Below are 15,586 nucleotides of genomic sequence, written 5' to 3'. Positions count from 1 at the left end.
CGCAAGGAGTCGTCTCATGCCGTCGCGGATTCTGCTGGTCAGACACGGTGAGACCGCATGGTCCGCGAGTGGTCGGCACACCGGCCGGACCGACATCCCGCTCACCGAGGAGGGACGGGAGATGGCCCGGCGCCTGGGCGACCGGCTGAAGCGTGACCCCTGGGGCGGACTGCCCGAGGCCCGGGTGCTGACCAGCCCGCTGGTCCGGGCGCGGGAGACCGCCGAGCTGGCGGGCTTCGGCGAGCGGCTCACCGAAGCTCCCGACCTGCTCGAATGGGACTACGGGCAGTACGAGGGCCGGACCGGTCCGGACATCCGCAGCAGTGACCGGCCCGGCTGGCTGATCTGGCGCGACGGTGTGCCCGGGGGCGAGACGTTGGAGCAGGTCTCCGCCCGCGTCGACCGGTTCATCGACTGGACGGCGGAGACCGGCGGGGTGCCCGATCCGGACACCACCACCATGCACTCCGCCGACAACGACATCCTCGTCTTCGCGCACGGACACCTGCTGCGGATCCTCACCGCCCGTTGGCTCGGCCTGCCGGCCGTCAACGGGCAGCGGTTCAAGCTCGGCCCGGCCACGCTGTCCGTCCTGACCTGGGAGTACGGGGTGCGCGCCGTGGAACGCTGGAACGATGCGGCCCATCTCGGGTTGGACTGACCCGAGTTGAACCTTCAGGGGCGGCAGGAGCGGCAGGGGCGGTAGGAGCGGCCGGGGCGGCCGGATCAGACGGTCACCACCTGCCGGTTCCTGGCGGAGAGCCGCGCCGCTTCGAGGACGGTGAGGGTGGCCACCGCGTCCCGGGCCTCGACCGGCACCGGGGCGTGGCCGCGTACGGCCTCGGCGATGCCGAGGTAGAACTCCTGGTAGGCGCCGGGCAGGGGCGGGTGGGGCACGGTGTCCTCGCCCGCGCCGAGCCGGCCGTACTCGGCCGGTGGCCGCTCGCCCCGGCCGTCCTCGGCGGGGGCGCGCCCGGCCCGCAGCGCCGCCTCCTGCCCGCGAGACCGTAGCCGACGAGCGCGACCAGGAGCGGGGTGGTGGAGTCGGAAGTCATGCTCTCAGTGAAGCAAGGGGCGGGCGATCGCTCCTTCCTTCGGTGAAGGGCGCGGTGGATCAGGGATCACCTCATCGGGGGACGGTGGTGCCAGGCGTAGCGGTGGATCACCCGGCCAGGGCGACGCCGTAGCGGTGGACGAAGTCGGCGACCTCGGGCACGGACTGGTACGGACGCAGCCGCGCGGCCGTCTCCGCGACCATCCCCCTGATCCGGGTGGACCGCACGCCGTCCAGCAGGGCGACCGCCTCGGATCCGCTGGCGCCGGCAGCCGCCACTTCACCCGCGCCGAGCTGGTTCTGGGCGAGTTCGGCGGTGTACAGCGCCCGGTTGCGGACGAAGTGCGGGCGTTGCAGCTCTATGGCTCGGCGGGCGCGGTCGGTGGCCGGCCCCCACACCCCCAGCGCCGACCAGCACTGGGATTCGAGCCCCAGCAGTTCGGCCTCGCCGTAGAAGGACATCCATTCCGGATCGGCATCCGCCGGGCCCGCCGCGAACAACCGTTGGGCCAGGGCGATCGAGCGGACGCAGGCGCTGCGGTCCTGCAGCAGCGCCCATCCCCCCGCTTCGCGCATGGCCAGCAGCGAGCGGAGCCGGGCCGAGCGCAGCGGCGCGGCCGCCTGCAGCGCCGCCTGGGCGGCGCGGACGGCCTCCCGGGGACGGCCGGCGTCCCGGGCGAGGAAGGCGCTGTTGCAGAAGGAGTGTGCCTCCAACGCCGGATCGTTGGACATCCGGGCGGTGGCCAGGGCCTCGGAGTAGAACGACCGGGCCTCGGGGAGCCGGCCCGAGTCGTGCGCCAGCCAGCCCACGGAGATGGCCAGTTCGCCGGCGGCGGCCTGCAGCCGCTGTTCCACCCGGCTGTTGTAGCTGCCGCAGTTGAGCAGCTGGTAGGCGGTCCGCAGGGAGCGGCCGGCCCGCTCGAACAGCGTGTCCGCGCCGTGGACGTCGTCCAGCAGTCGGATGTTGCGGACGGCTTCCTCCACCGTGCGGACATCCCTCACGCCGACTTTCGTCCCGGCGGGGATCTCAGTGGCGCCGGCGGGGTGGTCGAGGCCGAGTGCGGTGGCCACGGCGGCGGGGCCACCGGTCAGGAACGTGCGTCGATGCACGTCGTCGTTCTCCTCGTGGATCGGGTCGCCCGGCCCGGGAGGCACGCGGTGGCGCTGCTGGCCGTGCCGTGCCTCCCGACGGGAGGCGAAGCCCAGCTCCTCCAGGGACGAGCCGGGGAACATGTGTTGAAACACGCGCTGGTAGGCGTAGTTGGGACATTTGATCTCGCCCGACTCGATCCGCCCGACGTAGCGCGCGTCACACGATACGTGTTCGCCGATCTCTCGGGCGGCACGGCGGACGGTGGCGGCGAACTCGCCGGCGGAGAGGTCGCCGCGGAGCTCCCGCATCAACGCGTTGGGGGAAGGGCCAAGGGAGTTGTTCATGGTGCTGCCCCTTGTCGGTCGGGCTGCTGGGTGGATCGAGGCTGCTGGGGTGTGGCAAGACAGTACTCTCCGTCAGCATTCGAACACGTAGGGTTTTCCGGCAAAGCGGACACACTTGCAGCGTTCTGCTATGAAATGCCATGACCTGCCATGGGTCGCGCCCGTGGCCTGCGGCCGATTCCTGCGTTGTGCTGGTCAGACACGCCGCCCGGTCCGGGTGGCGCACGCTGAGGAGGCGTCCATGCACAACGGTGTGCACAACGGTTTGCCGGCCTGCCTGCCGAGCGGCCCGCACGGCGTGAGCGGCCCGCACGGTGCGGGGGGCCCGGCCGGGCCCCTGTGCGAGGTGGTGACGGTGCCGGAGCGGCAGGGGTTGGAGACCGTGGACATCCTCCGGCTCCGGGGAGCCTGCGGCCCGGTGCTGCACGAGGACGGCGAGGCCACACTGTCGTTCCTGGTCCCGCTCGGCGCGGCGGACACCTGGCACCTCCCGGGCGACTCCGGGGTCAGGACGCCCCCGCCGGACTCCGACCGCAGCTGGCTGCTGCCGCCCTCGCCCGGACGCTCGCTGACCGACCCGGTGCTGCTCCGCGCTGCTCTCGGCGAGGCCGCCAGGACCCTCGCGGCGAGCGGGTCGGACTGCCTCTGACCGGCGGCTTCCTGCGGCGCACCGGCATACTCGGGGGGTGGCACGCAAGCGGCAGGGCGCAGACGGACAATCGAACACGGCCAAGCAGGCGAACACGGCCAAGCAGTCGGGTACGGCCAAGCAGCCGGATCCGGCGCGGCAGCGCGGGGGCGGGCCGGTCACCGAGGAGGTCGCCTCCGGGACGGCCGAGATCGTGCCGGACCGGGACCGCCCCGGCGCCTGGACGCTGCTGCTCGACGGCACACCGCAGTCGCACGTCGACCTGGCCGACCCGACCTACCTGTCCTTCGAGTACCAGCGCCGGTTCGGGCACATCGCGGACCTGGCCGCACCGCCGAACCGGCCGCTGACCGCGCTCCACCTCGGCGGCGGGGCGCTGACCCTGGCCCGCTACATCGCCGCGACCCGTCCCCGCTCGCGCCAGCAGGTCGCCGAGATCGACACCCGGCTGACCGAACTGGTCCGCCGGGAGCTCCCGTTGGACCGCAACTGGCAGCTCAGGGTGCGTGGCGGCGACGCCCGCGAGATCCTGGCGCGGGCCCCCGGCGGCGGAGCCGACCTGGTGGTCTCCGACATCTACAGCGGTGCCCGCATCCCCGCCCACTGCACCTCGGTCGAGTTCGCCCGGTTGGTCGACGACGCCCTGGGACCCGAGGGCCGCTATGCCGTGAACATCACCGACGGCGGCCGGCTCGACTTCGCCCGGGGCCAGGTGGCGACCCTGCGGGCGGTCTTCGCCGAGGTCGCGCTGATCGCCGACCCGACGGTGCTGCGGGGCCGCCGGTTCGGCAACCTGGTCCTGCTGGCGGCCCGGCAGCCGCTGCCGATCCCGGAGCTGACCCGGCGGATCGCCACCGACTCCTTCCCCGGACGCATCGAGCACGGCCCCCGCCTGGTGGATTTCCAGGCAGGGGCCGTGCCGGTCACCGACGAGGGCGCGCGACCCTCTCCCGCGCCGCCGTCGGGAGCTTTCGACTGACCGGCCGGAGCGTCGTCCGGTCGACCAGGGCCGGGCTGCTCCGACGGGCTGTCGGGATCAGCCGGTCGGCTTCAGCTGCAGGATGATGTACTCGTACGCCTGGCTGTTCGGGCTCGGGTTCATGTACGGGTTCGCCGAGTTGGGCCAGCCGGTGTAGTTGGCGTCGTTGTACTCGTACCAGGACGCCCCGTAGAGGATCGGCGCGGCCGGGACGTCGGTGGAGACGATCTGCTCCAGCGCGGCGAGGTCCGTGTTCTGGGAGGCGGTGTCCGAGGCGGACTCGCCCTCGTACTTGGTGAGCGCGGCCTGGGCGGCGGCGCTGCTGTAGCGCTCGATGTCGCCGGCGGCGGACTGGCCGATGGCGGCGGACTGGGTGGAGTCGAGCAGGTACTGCAGCTGCAGGAACGGCGTCGCGCCCTGGCCCCAGTGGATCGTCACGTCGTACTGGCCCTCGGCGACGTCCTGGGCCCAGGCGGTGCTCTGGACGCCGGTGACCTGGGTGGTGTCGAAGCCGAGCTTGTTCAGCTGGCTGACGACGTCGCCCGCGTCGCAGAAGTAGTCGCTGTAGTCGGAGGGGTCGAGGACGCTGAACTTGATCGTCTTGCCGCCCTTGGTCCACTTGCCGCCGACCATGGTGTAGCCGTCGCCGGTGAGCAGGCTGGTGACCTTGGCCGAGTCGCTGGTGGACTGGAGGTCGTTGGTCAGCGAGCTGGGGATGAGGCTCCCGCTGACCGGGGCGATCAGGCCGCCCGAGCTGCTGGCGGGCGCCTCGTAGCCGGTCTCGCACTGGTTGGCCAGCGTCTGCCGGTCGACGCCGGCGCTGATCGCCTGGCGGACCTTCGGGTCGGTCAGGGCCGGGGCGTTCGGGCTCTTCTGGTTGAAGAACAGCGACACGGTGTTGCCGGCCGGGAAGTACGGCGCGCTGCTGGTGAACAGGTGGTTGTGGGCCGGGTCCTTGGCCACGAAGACGTTCTGGACGTTCGGGATGTTGTTGCCGGTGAGGTCGATCTGTCCCTGCGACAGCTGGAGCTGGGCGGCGTCGTTGGTGGCGATGGCCGGGAACTCGATCTCCGGGACGGTCGGCTTGGTGCCCCAGTAGCTCGGGTTGGCCTTGTAGCTCACCTTCTGGGAGGAGAACTGGTCCACCGTGTACGGTCCGGTGCCGACCGCCTGGGCCGCCGTGATCACGGCCTTGGTCGGGTCGCCCAGGCTGGACCAGATGTGCTGCGGCACGATCAGCTGCTGGTCGATCGCGACGAAGTTGGCGGCCTGCGGGGTCGCGAAGTTCAGCACGGCGGTGGTGGCGTCGGGCGCGCTGGCGCTGCTGATGATCGGAGCACCGCTGTCGGCGGCGGGGTACTGCTTCATCAGGTTGAAGGTGAAGACGACGTCGGCCGAGGTGAAGGCCTGCCCGTCGCTCCACTTGGCGCCGGGCTGGAGGTCCAGCGTCAGCGTCTTGTTGTCGTTGGACCAGGTCTGCGACTTGGCCAGCCACGGGAGCGGCGCCTCGGTCGAGTTGAGGCTGTTGATCTGGAACAGCGGCTCGAAGACCAGCGAGTTGGCGTTCTGGTTGCCGCTGAAGTCGGCGCCGGCCACGAACGGGTTGAAGTCCTCGGTGAACGAGGTCGCCGGGCTGTCCTCGATGACCAGGGTCTTGCCCACGGCGCCGGTCGAGCCCGAGCCGCCGGCCTTGGGGGTGCTGTGGCTGGAGGAGCAGGCGGTCAGACCCAGTCCGAGGGCAGCCACGACGGCCATCGCTCTGATGGTGGTATTGCGAGTCACTGTTCTACGCTCCTTGTGTCCGGATGTCTCGTGCGTGCTGCGTAGGGTGCTGCGGTGTTCCGTGTCGCGTCCCGGAGGAGCGGCCACTCCTCCGGGACCTGCCGGTCCGCCCCGGTCGGGGGCGGGGACGGACCGTCCGTGGCGCGCCGGGCGCCGGCTCTGGGCGGGTCCCGGCGCGAGCCGGTTCTGACGGGGTCTCCCATGTCGTCTCCTCGTCCTGTCGCATGGTCGTTGCCGCTGCTTCGTCGTGCCGAGGGTGGTGCGCGAGGGTGGTGCGCGAGGGTGGTGCCTGGTGGTGGGGTGCGAGGGTGGGGTGGTGCGGGCGGGGTGCCTCCGGTGCGTGACCGGGTGGCCCGGGCTCAGGGCGCGGGCGCGACCGGGGCTTCGGGCTTGTGGTCCGGGCTGTGCAGCCAGCAGGCGGCGACCTGGTCGTCGCCGACGGGCAGCGCGGGGGGCGTGCTGCTCCGGCAGATGTCCATCGCGAACGGGCACCGGGTGTTGAAGCGGCAGCCGCTCGGCGGGTCGATCAGGCTCGGCGGCGCGCCCCGGCCGCGCAGCACCACCGTGCCCTCGCGCTGCGGGTCGGGGGCCGCGCTGAGCAGCAGCTGGGTGTACGGGTGGGCCGGGCTCTCGGTGATCTGCAGCGCCGGTCCCGACTCGACCACCTGGCCGGCGTACATCACCACGACGGTGTCGGCCAGGTAGCGGGCCGAGGCGATGTCGTGGGTGACGTACAGCACCGCCAGCCGCTCGCGTTCGCGGAGCTCGTCCAGCAGGTTGAGGACACCCAGCCGGATCGACACGTCGAGCATGGAGACCGGCTCGTCGGCGAGCAGCACCCGGGGTTCGACGGCCAGCCCCCGGGCGATGGCGACGCGCTGGCGCTGACCGCCCGAGAGCTCGTGCGGGTACTTGTCGATGTAGCGGTCGGCCGGACTCAGGGCGACCCGTTCCAGCAGCGACTTCGCCAGCTCGTCCAGCTCCTCAGCGCTGCCGGGGCGGCGGTGCAGCTTGAGCGGGCGCTCCAGGTGGTAGCGGACGGTGTGCACGGCGTTGAGCGAGGAGAAAGGATCCTGCAGCACCAGGTGGACCTGGCTGGTGTAGTCGCGCCGGGCCTTGGCGCTGGTGCCGACCGGCTCTCCGTCGAGCAGCAGTTCGCCCGAGGTCGGGGCGATCAGCTGGACCAGCATCCTGGCCAGGGTGGACTTTCCGGAGCCGGACTCGCCGACCACGGCGGTGACGGTTCCCTCCGGCAGCGCCAGCGAGATCGACTCGACGGCGTGGACGAACTGGGTGCTGCCGCGCCGCAGCCCGTTGTGGACGGGGAAGTGCTTGGTCAGGCTGCGGGCCTCCAGGGCGGGGACGCCTGGACGCTTCGGCCCGTGCACCACGCGGCCTTCTACCTCGGTGGTCACAGGGGGCTCCCGTCGGACGGGGCAGCGCCGGCCGGGCGCTGGGGGGCGGGCAGGGTCGCGGTCGGGTTCGATGCGGTGGGGGTGGCCGCCGGCGAGGCGGTCAGCGCCAACGGGGCCGGGACCTCCTGCCGTCCGTCCTGCAGCCAGCAGGCGGCGGTGCGCTCCCCGGTCTCGCCGGTGGGGGACATCAGCACCGGCACCTCCTCCCGGCAGCGGTCCATCGCGTAGGGGCAGCGCGGATGGAAGGCGCAGCCGGACGGCAGCGTCGCCAGCGACGGCGGCGAGCCGGGGATGCCCTCCATCCGGACCCGCTCGCCGTGCAGCGAGGGGAAGGAGTTGAGCAGCCCCAGGCTGTAGGGGTGGCGCGGGGCGTGGAAGAGCTGCCGGGCGTCGGCCTGCTCCACGATCCGGCCGCCGTACATGATGGCGATCCGGTCGGCCAGCTCGATCAGCAGCGAGAGGTCGTGGGTGATGAAGATGATCGCGAACCCGAGCCGCTCCTTGAGCAGCATCAGCTCCTCGATGATCTCCCGCTGGGTGACCACGTCCAGCGCGGTGGTGGGCTCGTCCATGATGACGACCTGCGGTTCCAGTGCCAGGGCCATGGCGATCATCACCCGCTGCCGCATGCCGCCGGACAGTTCGTGCGGGTAGCTGCGCAGCCGGTCCTCGCTGATGCCGACCATCCGCAGCAACTCCACCGCCCGCTCCCGGCGCTGGGCCGAGGTCATGCCCGCACGGTGCGCCTTGAGCGCGTCGGTCAGCTGGGCGTCCACCCGGGCGACCGGGTTGAGCGCGTGCATGGCGCTCTGGAACACCACCGCCAGCTGCGACCAGCGGATCCGGCGCAGCTCGGCCGGGGTCGCGGCGAGCAGGTCCATCGGGGCCGGAGCGCCGTCCGGGCCGGTCGCGTGGAACAGCACCTCGCCGTCGGTGATCACGCCGGGTGCGCGGAGCAGTCTGGTCAGCGCATAGGCGAGAGTGGACTTGCCGGAGCCGGACTCACCGGCCAGGCCGAGCACCTCGCCCCGGTGCAGGGTGATGCAGGCGTCGGTGATCGCCCGCACCGCCTTCGGCCCGAGGCCGTAGTCCACGCACAGGTCGCGGATCTCCAGCACCGGCGCGCCCACGGTGGACGCCGCCGCCGAGGGCCGCGCAGTCGTCGGGGTGGTCGGAGTCGTCGGGGTCACTGGACAACTTCCTTCGTGAGGTCCGGGGTGAGGTCGGCCGCCGGCCGCGGGGCCGAGGCCCTGACGACGGGCGTGAAGCCCAGCACGAACCGGATCCGGTGGCCGCGGGTGCCGCGGGCCGAGGTCAGCCGGGGGTTGATGATCTCGTCGATGCCGAAGTTCAGCAGGGCGAGGGCGACACCCACGGCGGCGACGCAGAGCGCGGGCGGGGCGTACCACCACCACCAGCCGGAGATCAGCGCGCCCTGCTGCTGGGCGTTGAAGAGCATGGTGCCCCAGGTGACGCTGTTGCCGCCGATCAGGCCCAGCCAGGCCAGGGTGGCGTAGGTGCCGATGCCGTAGATCACCGTGAAGATGAACGAGGAGGCGAGGATCGGCAGCAGGTTCGGCACGATCTCGAAGACGATGATCCGGGGCTTGCGCTCGCCGATCACCCGGGCGGCCTCGACGTAGTCCTGGTTGCGCAGGGTCAGCGTCTGCGCCCGCAGCACCCTGGCCCCCCAGGCCCAGGCGGTGAGTGCGATCACCGCGCCGATGGTCAGCGGATTGCTGGTCATGTCCTGCGGCAGCGCCCGCAGCACCACCATCAGGATCAGCAGCCCGGGCAGGGCCAGGAAGATGTTGGTGAGCGCCGAGAGCAGGTCGTCCACCAGGCCGCCGACATAGCCGGCGGTCACCCCGATCACCACCGACAGCACGGTGGCGATCAGCCCGGCCAGCAGCGAGATCAGCAGGGTGTCCCGGCCGCCGGCGAGCAACTGCGAGAACAGGTCGTGCTGTTGGACGTCGGTTCCGAGCCAGAACCGGCCGGAGGGGGAGAGGGCCTTGAAGTCGCTGGTGCTCGCCTGCCAGTCGGCCGAGTGCGGCGCGACCAGCGGGCCGAACAGCGCCGTCAGGATGAAGACCACCAGGATGCCGAGGCCGATGACGACCTTGGTGGAACGGAGGTACCGCATGGCTCAGGCCTCCCTGCGGGCGCGCGGGTCGAGTGCGACGTAGACCAGGTCGGCCAGGAAGTTGGCGGCCAGCACGGTGAACACGATGACCAGCAGGATCCCCTGCATGACCGGGTAGTCGGTGTTGGATATCGCCTGGTAGATCTCGTTGCCGAGACCCGGATAGGTGAAGACGATCTCGGTCACGATCGAGCCGGTGACCACCAGGCTGATCGAGAGCGCGAAGTTGGAGATGCTCGGCAGCAGCGCGTTGCGGGCGGCCACGGCGGCGACCTTCCACTGCGGCAGCCCCTTGGCGGCGGCGACCAGGACGTAGTCCTCGTCCATGGTGGTGATCATCATGTTGCGCATCCCGACGATCCAGCCGGCGATCGAGGCCAGCGCGATCGCCGCCGCCGGGAGCACCCCGTGGCTGATCACGCTGCCGACGAAGCCCATGTTCCAGCCCTCGGTGACGGTCGAGTCCCGCGAGGTGTCGTAGCCGCCGACGATCGGCAGCAGCCCGCCGTAGTAGCCGACGGTGATCAGCAGCAGGAAGGAGAGGATGAAGTACGGCACCGCCTGGAAGAAGGTGCTGGCCGGCAGGATCGCGTCCAGCAGTCCGCTGCGCCGCCAGCCGACCAGGATGCCGATCAGCGTCCCGAGGATGAAGGAGACGGCGGTGGCGACGCTGATCAGGCCGAGCGTCCAGGGCAGGTCGGTGGAGATCAGGGTGGTCACCGGGACGCTCTTGGCGGTGGAGGTACCGAGGTTGCCCTGCAGCAACTGCCCCAGATAGGTGAGGTACTGGGAGATCAGGCTCTGGTGGGTGCCGATCCCGTAGAGCTGCTCCAGGCCCTTGAGCTCGGCGGGGGTGACCTGGGCGGTGCTCTTGGCGAGCGCGGCGGCCAGGGGGTTCCCCGGGAGCATGCGGAGCAGGAAGAAGTTCAGAGTCAGGGCGGCGAAGGCGGCGAGGACGTAGAAGCCGAGCCGACGCAGGATGGTGCGCATGGGACTGCCTCCTCTCAGTTGACCTGGCGCCACACGGGCGGCTGGGAATCGGGTGGGCAGCCGCAGCTCTCGCGGCGGACGAGCCTGGTCGGCAGGACGATGTCGGGTGGGGCCGCCCGTTCGTCCTTGGGAGCGCTCCCGCCGCTATCGGTAGTGATCATGCTGTGAAGGACCTCGAAGGCTCGGGCGCCGATCTCCTGGATGGGCTGGCGCACGGTGGTCAACTGCGGTCGCAGGTGCCGGGCGAAGGGCAGGTCGTCGAAGCCGGTGACGGCGACGTCACCGGGCACGTCGAGCCCGTGCTCGGCCAGGGCGTAGATGACGCCCAGTGCGGTCTGGTCGTTGGCGCAGGCGATGGCCCGGGGAAGGGTCGCGCCCAGGGCGATCAGGCCCCGGACGATCTGCACCCCGCTGCCGGCCGAGTAGTCGCCCTGCCAGGCCGGGCCGGTCAGGCACTCGCCGCCGAGCGCCCGCACCTCGGACATGAACGAACGGCCGCGGACGATGTTGTCCGGACTGTCCGCGTGCCCGGCGATGTAGGCGAGCCGGCGGTAGCCGTGGTCCTGGACCAGGTGCTGGGCCAGCTCCCGCATGCTTGACGCACTGTCACCGCGGACATTGGCGGTCGGACCGCCGCTGGCGCCGGCCAGGGTCACCACCGGGACGGTCCGGGCGATGTTGGCGATTCCCGCGGGGGAGAGCACCTGGTCGTGCAGGATCAGCCCGTCGCACTTGCCGGCGATCGTCATGATCCGGTTGGGCAGCGTGTGCTCGTCGATGTTGACGGAGCTCACCAGCAGGTCGTAGCCGCGGCGTTGGGCCACGATCTCGATGCCCCGATTGATCTGGTCGCCGAAGAGCAGGCTCTCCGACTCGTCCTCGAACATGCCGTCGTCGGTTCCGTAGACCCGTCGGAACACCACGCCGACGACGTGCTTCAGCCGGCTGCTCAGCGCGCGGGCCGCTCCGTCGGGGACGAAGCCGAGCTCGCTGATGGCCTGCAGCACCCGGTCGCGGGTGGCCGGTCGCGGATTGTCCCGGCCGTTGAGAACCCGGGAAACGGACGCGATGGAGACACCGGCACGGCGGGCGACGTCGTAGATCGTCGGTGTCGCACCGGTGGTGGCTCGTGCATCCATGGGGGGACCTCTCCAGGTCGGGGTGTTCCGTAAGCGCTTACCGGGGTGGGTCTGCGATGAAGGTAGGGCGGTGCCCCGAGTCCCGCAAGAGTGAATGTCGCTGCCGTTACGTTGATGTGACTTTCCGTTGGTTCATCAGCCGGAAACAGGCTGTTTGCCTTCGGGAAATGAACGGTAGGAGCGTGCCCGACCGATGGCCCGATGTGCCGCCAGGTGCCCGCCGGATGGTGATAACTGCAGGTGGGACGGGTTGGACCGGTGCCGGTCGGAGGTCCGGGAGAGGCGGGCCGAATGTTCAGGGCCCGAAGGTTTCGGCTGCGGTGCGCCGAGCCCACGGAGGGCGGCCGGGGCCGGCCGGGGTTGCGGATCCGTGCGTCGCCGGGAGATTCCTGATGCGTCTGGAAGCGCTTACGCCGACAGTGCAGTTCAGTGGCCCCCGGGCAGGCCGCGGTGCTTGTAGACGGCCGCTCCGGTCAGCGCCAGGCCCAGCGCGATCGGCACCAGCGCGGAGCTGTGGTCCTCCGCCTCCCGGGCGGTGGCGCCGGTCTCGGCCACTGGGACGTCCGGATGCCGGGTCGGTGCCGGCGGGGACGGGGCCCGGTGCGGGGGCAGGGTGCCCGGCGGCGGGGCGGGTCGGGCCGCAGCGGGCGCGAGCGGAGTCGGGGCGGGCGGGAGCTGAGTCGGGGAAGCCGGGGAGAGGGGCGGCGGGGCGCTCAGGGTCGGTAGCCCCCGGCCCGGGCCGGGGCGCAGTGCCGCCACCGGGAGGGCCGGTACCGAGGTCGGTCCGGCCGCCCGCACGGCCGGCCGCGGCTCCGGCCGCGCACCCCCGTCCGTGAGCAGGGCCCAGGCCGGGAGCAGGAGCAGGGCGGCCATCGGCACGGACCGGCGCAACGGCGACCGGCGGGGCGTGGGGCGCATCAGGTTCGGTACTTCCTCGCCGAGTTGGCCGGTCGCGGCAGGCGGGGCCTGCCGGGCCGGGTCGGGGCGTGCTGCCTGGATCCGCCTCGGGGCGGCCCGCCGGAGGGGCGGGCGCGCGACGGTGATCCACCCGACACAACGAGCCGCGCCGCGCCCCCGTAACGGGGGCGCGGCGCGGCTCGGTGCACTTCACTCAGCTGCCGCTCACGCCTCCGCGCCGGATCGCCTCGGAGTACCAGAGGGCGCTCGACTTGGGGATGCGGCGCTGGGTCGCGTAGTCCACGTACACGGCGCCGAAGCGCTTGCCGTAGCCGTAGGCCCACTCGAAGTTGTCCATCAGCGACCAGAGGAAGTAGCCGCGCACATCGACGCCCTCGGCCAGCGCGCGGTGGACGGCGGCGAGGTGCGACCGGAGGTAGGCGATCCGCTCCGGGTCGCGGACCTCGCCCTCGGGGTTGACGTAGTCGTCGAAGGCCGCGCCGTTCTCGGTCACCAGCAGCGGCAGGCCGGGGTGTTCCCGGGCGGTCCGGGTGAGCAGGTCGTACAGCCCGCTGGGGTCGATGCTCCAGTTCATCGCGGTGCGCTCGCCCGGAGGCAGGTGGAAGATGACGTCCTCGGACCCGGGCCAGGGCGAGTGCTCGCTCCGGCCGTGGCCGTCGTCCCTGGTGGCCGCGCCGCTGCCGGCACCCAGGCCGTCGGTGCCCAGCCGGGAGGAGACCAGGGTGGGCGTGTAGTAGTTGATGCCCAGCAGGTCGATCGGCGCCGAGATCGCCCCGACGTCGCCGGGACGGATCACCTCGGACCAGTCGAGCAGGTGGGCGGTGTCGGCCAGCAGGTCCTCCGGGTAGGTGCCGTCGAGGATCGGCCCGGTGAAGACCCGGTTGCCCACCGCGTCGATCCGGCGCGCCGCCTCCTGGTCCGCCAGGCTGTCGCTGAGCGGCCGGACCTCGTGCAGGTTCAGCGTGATGGAGAGCCGGGCCGAGCTGGGGAGCGCCGCGCGCAGCGCCGAGACCGCCCGGCCGTGGCCGAGGTTGAGGTGGTGCGCGGCCCGGAGGGCGGAGGCCGGCTCGGTGCGCCCCGGGGCGTGCACGCCGGAGCCGTAGCCGAGGTAGGCCGAGCACCAGGGCTCGTTCAGCGTGGTCCAGAGGCCGACCCGGTCGCCGAGGGCCTCGCCCATCAGCGCCGCGTACTCGCCGAAGCGCTCGGCGGTGTCGCGCACCGGCCAGCCGCCGGCGTCCTCCAACTCCTGGGGCAGGTCCCAGTGGTAGAGGGTGGCCACCGGGGTGATGCCGGCTTCGAGCAGGCCGTCCACCAGCGCCCGGTAGAAGTCCAGGCCGTGCTCCACCGCCGGGCCGCGCCCGGTGGGCTGGACCCGGGACCAGGAGACCGAGAAGCGGTACGCCTGCAGGCCGAGGTCGGACATCAGCGCGATGTCCTCGCGGAAGCGGTGGTAGTGGTCGGCCGCGGTGTCGCCGGTGTCGCCGTTGCGGATCCGGCCGGGGGTGTGGCTGTAGGTGTCCCAGATCGAGGCGGTCCGTCCGCCCTCGGTCACCGCTCCCTCGATCTGGTAGGCGGCCGTGGCGGCGCCCCAGAGGAAGTCGGTGGGAAAGCGGAGCAGGCCCTCGTCCGCGGTGAGTCCGGCCGTGACGGCGTCGGCCGCGCCCGGGCTCTGGGCCGGTACCGGGCACGGGGTACGGCCTGGGTTGGGCCGGCCGAGGGAGGTCTGGAGTGCGGTCATACGGGAGCGCTCCCAAAAAGTTGGTGGACGGTGGGACGGGTCGGGTGCACGCGCATGCCAGTGCGGTCGGTCCGGTCGGTCCGGTCCGACGGGAAGCGTGGGGAGTGTCCATGTGGATGGGAGCGCTCCCAATCGAACCTCTCGAAATCGTCGCCCCAACCGCAGCGACTGTCAAGCAACGCGGGTCAGCGCACCCGTGAAGACGGCAACCCTTCCGACGGGAGTGGTCTAAGGTGCCACTCGAACGAGAAGGAGGGCCCGCGATGACCGACGCTGCCGAACGCCCGCACCCCGTGTCGAAGCCGAGGGCCGCCCGCCCCACGCTGGAGGCGGTCGCCCGGCACGCCGGGGTCGGCCGGGGCACCGTCTCCCGGGTGGTCAACGGCTCGCCGGGGGTGAGCGACCAGGCGCGCGCCGTCGTCCAGCAGGCCATCGCCGAGCTGGGCTACGTACCCAACCGCGCCGCGCGCACCCTGGTCACCAGCCGGACCGACGCGGTCGCCCTGGTCATCCCGGAGACCGAGAGCCGGCTCGCCTCCGAGCCCTTCTTCGCGCAGATCATCCGCGGCGTGGCCACCGAGCTGGCCGAGACCGACATGCAGCTGCTGCTGATACTGGTCCGCACCGACCAGGAGCGCACCCGTCTCGGCACCTACCTGAGCGGACACCGGGTGGACGGGGTGCTGATGGTCTCCGTCCGGACCGAGGACCCGGTGCTCGACCTGCTGGAACGGCTCGGCCTGCCGGCCGTCCTCGGCGGTCGCCGCTCGGTCCTGGAGACGCTGAGCTACGTGGACTGCGACAACCGCGGCGGCGCCGAGGCCGCGGTCCGCCACCTGGCGAGTCGCGGCTGCACCCGGATCGCCACCATCACCGGCCCGCTGGGGATGGAGGCCGGACGCAGCCGTCTCCAGGGGTACCGCCAGGCCCTGGACGCGGTCGGGCTGCCCCAGCAGGAGGAGCTGGTGGTCAACGGTGACTTCACCGAGGAGACCGGGCACCGGCAGATGCGCGAACTGCTGGGCCGACGGCCGGAGCTGGACGGGGTCTTCGTCGCCTCCGACCTGATGGCGGTCGGCGCGCTGCGCGCCCTGCGCGAGGCCGGGCGCAGGGTGCCCGACGACGTGGCGGTCATCGGCTTCGACGACTCCTCGGTGGCCCGGCACACGGATCCGCCACTGACCACCATCCGCCAGCCCACGGAGGAGATGGGACGGATGATGGCCAGGCTGCTGCTGGACGAGATCGCGGCCCCGGACCGCACCCATGAGCGGATCGAGCTGGCCACGGAGCTGGTGCTGCGGGCCTCGGCCTGAGCCGGGGCGCGCGGCGCGGGCGA

14 protein-coding genes are annotated in these 15,586 nt (G+C 72.0%); 4 read left to right on the top strand and 10 right to left on the bottom strand.

The annotated features are described in order from the left end of the window. Nucleotides 1-16: 16 nt before the first annotated feature. Nucleotides 17-661 carry a histidine phosphatase family protein gene (locus tag BS75_RS13435; protein ID WP_034088376.1) on the top strand — a complete coding sequence of 215 codons (645 nt, stop codon included), beginning with the start codon at nucleotides 17-19 and terminating at the stop codon, nucleotides 659-661. Nucleotides 662-726: 65 nt separating this feature from the next. Here the strand turns inward: BS75_RS13435 and BS75_RS48110 are convergent, their stop codons facing one another. Together BS75_RS48110 and BS75_RS13430 are read right to left on the bottom strand one after the other, a co-directional pair. Then, nucleotides 727-897, bottom strand: a complete 171-nt coding sequence (locus BS75_RS48110; protein WP_156164254.1) for a Gfo/Idh/MocA family oxidoreductase — start codon at nucleotides 895-897, stop codon at nucleotides 727-729. Nucleotides 898-1,162: 265 nt separating this feature from the next. Further along, nucleotides 1,163-2,491 (bottom strand): hypothetical protein, encoded by a 1,329-nt coding sequence (locus tag BS75_RS13430; RefSeq protein ID WP_034088375.1) that lies wholly within the window; start codon nucleotides 2,489-2,491, stop codon nucleotides 1,163-1,165. Between the two features lie 241 nt (nucleotides 2,492-2,732). Between BS75_RS13430 and BS75_RS13425 the strand changes: the two genes are divergently transcribed. Beyond that, on the top strand, nucleotides 2,733-3,140 hold the full coding sequence (locus BS75_RS13425; RefSeq protein WP_231607762.1) for a hypothetical protein: 408 nt from the start codon (nucleotides 2,733-2,735) through the stop codon (nucleotides 3,138-3,140). Between the two features lie 37 nt (nucleotides 3,141-3,177). Beyond that, nucleotides 3,178-4,119 carry a spermidine synthase gene (locus BS75_RS13420; RefSeq protein ID WP_042437191.1) on the top strand — a complete coding sequence of 314 codons (942 nt, stop codon included), beginning with the start codon at nucleotides 3,178-3,180 and terminating at the stop codon, nucleotides 4,117-4,119. 57 nt (nucleotides 4,120-4,176) lie between these two features. On the opposite strand, the gene BS75_RS13415 is transcribed toward BS75_RS13420, so the two are convergent. The 8 genes from BS75_RS13415 to BS75_RS13380 all read right to left on the bottom strand — a co-directional run bounded on the left by BS75_RS13415 (nucleotide 4,177) and on the right by BS75_RS13380 (nucleotide 14,247). After that, nucleotides 4,177-5,874 (bottom strand): ABC transporter substrate-binding protein, encoded by a 1,698-nt coding sequence (locus BS75_RS13415; RefSeq protein ID WP_034088374.1) that lies wholly within the window; start codon nucleotides 5,872-5,874, stop codon nucleotides 4,177-4,179. Nucleotides 5,875-6,260: 386 nt separating this feature from the next. Then, nucleotides 6,261-7,316, bottom strand: coding sequence for an ABC transporter ATP-binding protein (locus BS75_RS13410; protein WP_231607761.1), 1,056 nt, complete (start codon nucleotides 7,314-7,316; stop codon nucleotides 6,261-6,263). Continuing rightward, the gene (locus BS75_RS13405; protein WP_176572875.1) at nucleotides 7,313-8,446 is read right to left on the bottom strand and encodes an ABC transporter ATP-binding protein; all 1,134 of its coding nucleotides are present in this window, start codon (nucleotides 8,444-8,446) and stop codon (nucleotides 7,313-7,315) included. The genes BS75_RS13410 and BS75_RS13405 overlap by 4 nt, the downstream gene beginning before the upstream one ends. 56 nt (nucleotides 8,447-8,502) lie before the next feature. Then, nucleotides 8,503-9,462 (bottom strand): ABC transporter permease, encoded by a 960-nt coding sequence (locus tag BS75_RS49290; RefSeq protein ID WP_042437190.1) that lies wholly within the window; start codon nucleotides 9,460-9,462, stop codon nucleotides 8,503-8,505. 3 nt (nucleotides 9,463-9,465) lie between these two features. Further along, nucleotides 9,466-10,452 carry an ABC transporter permease gene (locus BS75_RS49285; RefSeq protein WP_034088373.1) on the bottom strand — a complete coding sequence of 329 codons (987 nt, stop codon included), beginning with the start codon at nucleotides 10,450-10,452 and terminating at the stop codon, nucleotides 9,466-9,468. 14 nt (nucleotides 10,453-10,466) lie between these two features. Further along, a complete protein-coding gene (locus BS75_RS13390; protein ID WP_052069397.1) occupies nucleotides 10,467-11,591 on the bottom strand; it encodes a LacI family DNA-binding transcriptional regulator in 1,125 nt (374 codons plus the stop codon). Between the two features lie 426 nt (nucleotides 11,592-12,017). Then, complete coding sequence (locus BS75_RS13385; protein ID WP_034088372.1) at nucleotides 12,018-12,509, bottom strand: hypothetical protein; 492 nt, start codon at nucleotides 12,507-12,509, stop codon at nucleotides 12,018-12,020. A 193-nt stretch (nucleotides 12,510-12,702) separates the two neighbouring features. Then, nucleotides 12,703-14,247 carry a glycoside hydrolase family 1 protein gene (locus BS75_RS13380; protein ID WP_081982299.1) on the bottom strand — a complete coding sequence of 515 codons (1,545 nt, stop codon included), beginning with the start codon at nucleotides 14,245-14,247 and terminating at the stop codon, nucleotides 12,703-12,705. 263 nt (nucleotides 14,248-14,510) lie between these two features. Between BS75_RS13380 and BS75_RS13375 the strand changes: the two genes are divergently transcribed. Continuing rightward, nucleotides 14,511-15,563 carry a LacI family DNA-binding transcriptional regulator gene (locus tag BS75_RS13375; RefSeq protein ID WP_042437188.1) on the top strand — a complete coding sequence of 351 codons (1,053 nt, stop codon included), beginning with the start codon at nucleotides 14,511-14,513 and terminating at the stop codon, nucleotides 15,561-15,563. The last annotated feature ends 23 nt before the right edge of the window (nucleotides 15,564-15,586 follow it).

The sequence above is a fragment of the Streptacidiphilus albus JL83 genome, assembly GCF_000744705.1.
In the GTDB taxonomy this organism is placed as follows: domain Bacteria; phylum Actinomycetota; class Actinomycetes; order Streptomycetales; family Streptomycetaceae; genus Streptacidiphilus; species Streptacidiphilus albus.
The sequence above is the reverse complement of the archived record's forward strand: the minus strand, read 5'-3'. Positions and strand labels throughout refer to the sequence as shown.

What these genes read in the sequence shown, in the direction of transcription:
- BS75_RS13435 (WP_034088376.1), top strand. Translation starts at nt 17, where the DNA reads ATGCCGTCGCGGATTCTGCTGGTCAGACACGGTGAGACCGCATGGTCC.
- BS75_RS13430 (WP_034088375.1), bottom strand. Translation starts at nt 2,491, where the DNA reads ATGAACAACTCCCTTGGCCCTTCCCCCAACGCGTTGATGCGGGAGCTC.
- BS75_RS13425 (WP_231607762.1), top strand. Translation starts at nt 2,733, where the DNA reads ATGCACAACGGTGTGCACAACGGTTTGCCGGCCTGCCTGCCGAGCGGC.
- BS75_RS13415 (WP_034088374.1), bottom strand. Translation starts at nt 5,874, where the DNA reads ATGGCCGTCGTGGCTGCCCTCGGACTGGGTCTGACCGCCTGCTCCTCC.
- BS75_RS49290 (WP_042437190.1), bottom strand. Translation starts at nt 9,462, where the DNA reads ATGCGGTACCTCCGTTCCACCAAGGTCGTCATCGGCCTCGGCATCCTG.
- BS75_RS49285 (WP_034088373.1), bottom strand. Translation starts at nt 10,452, where the DNA reads ATGCGCACCATCCTGCGTCGGCTCGGCTTCTACGTCCTCGCCGCCTTC.
- BS75_RS13390 (WP_052069397.1), bottom strand. Translation starts at nt 11,591, where the DNA reads ATGGATGCACGAGCCACCACCGGTGCGACACCGACGATCTACGACGTC.
- BS75_RS13385 (WP_034088372.1), bottom strand. Translation starts at nt 12,509, where the DNA reads ATGCGCCCCACGCCCCGCCGGTCGCCGTTGCGCCGGTCCGTGCCGATG.
- BS75_RS13380 (WP_081982299.1), bottom strand. Translation starts at nt 14,247, where the DNA reads ATGACCGCACTCCAGACCTCCCTCGGCCGGCCCAACCCAGGCCGTACC.
- BS75_RS13375 (WP_042437188.1), top strand. Translation starts at nt 14,511, where the DNA reads ATGACCGACGCTGCCGAACGCCCGCACCCCGTGTCGAAGCCGAGGGCC.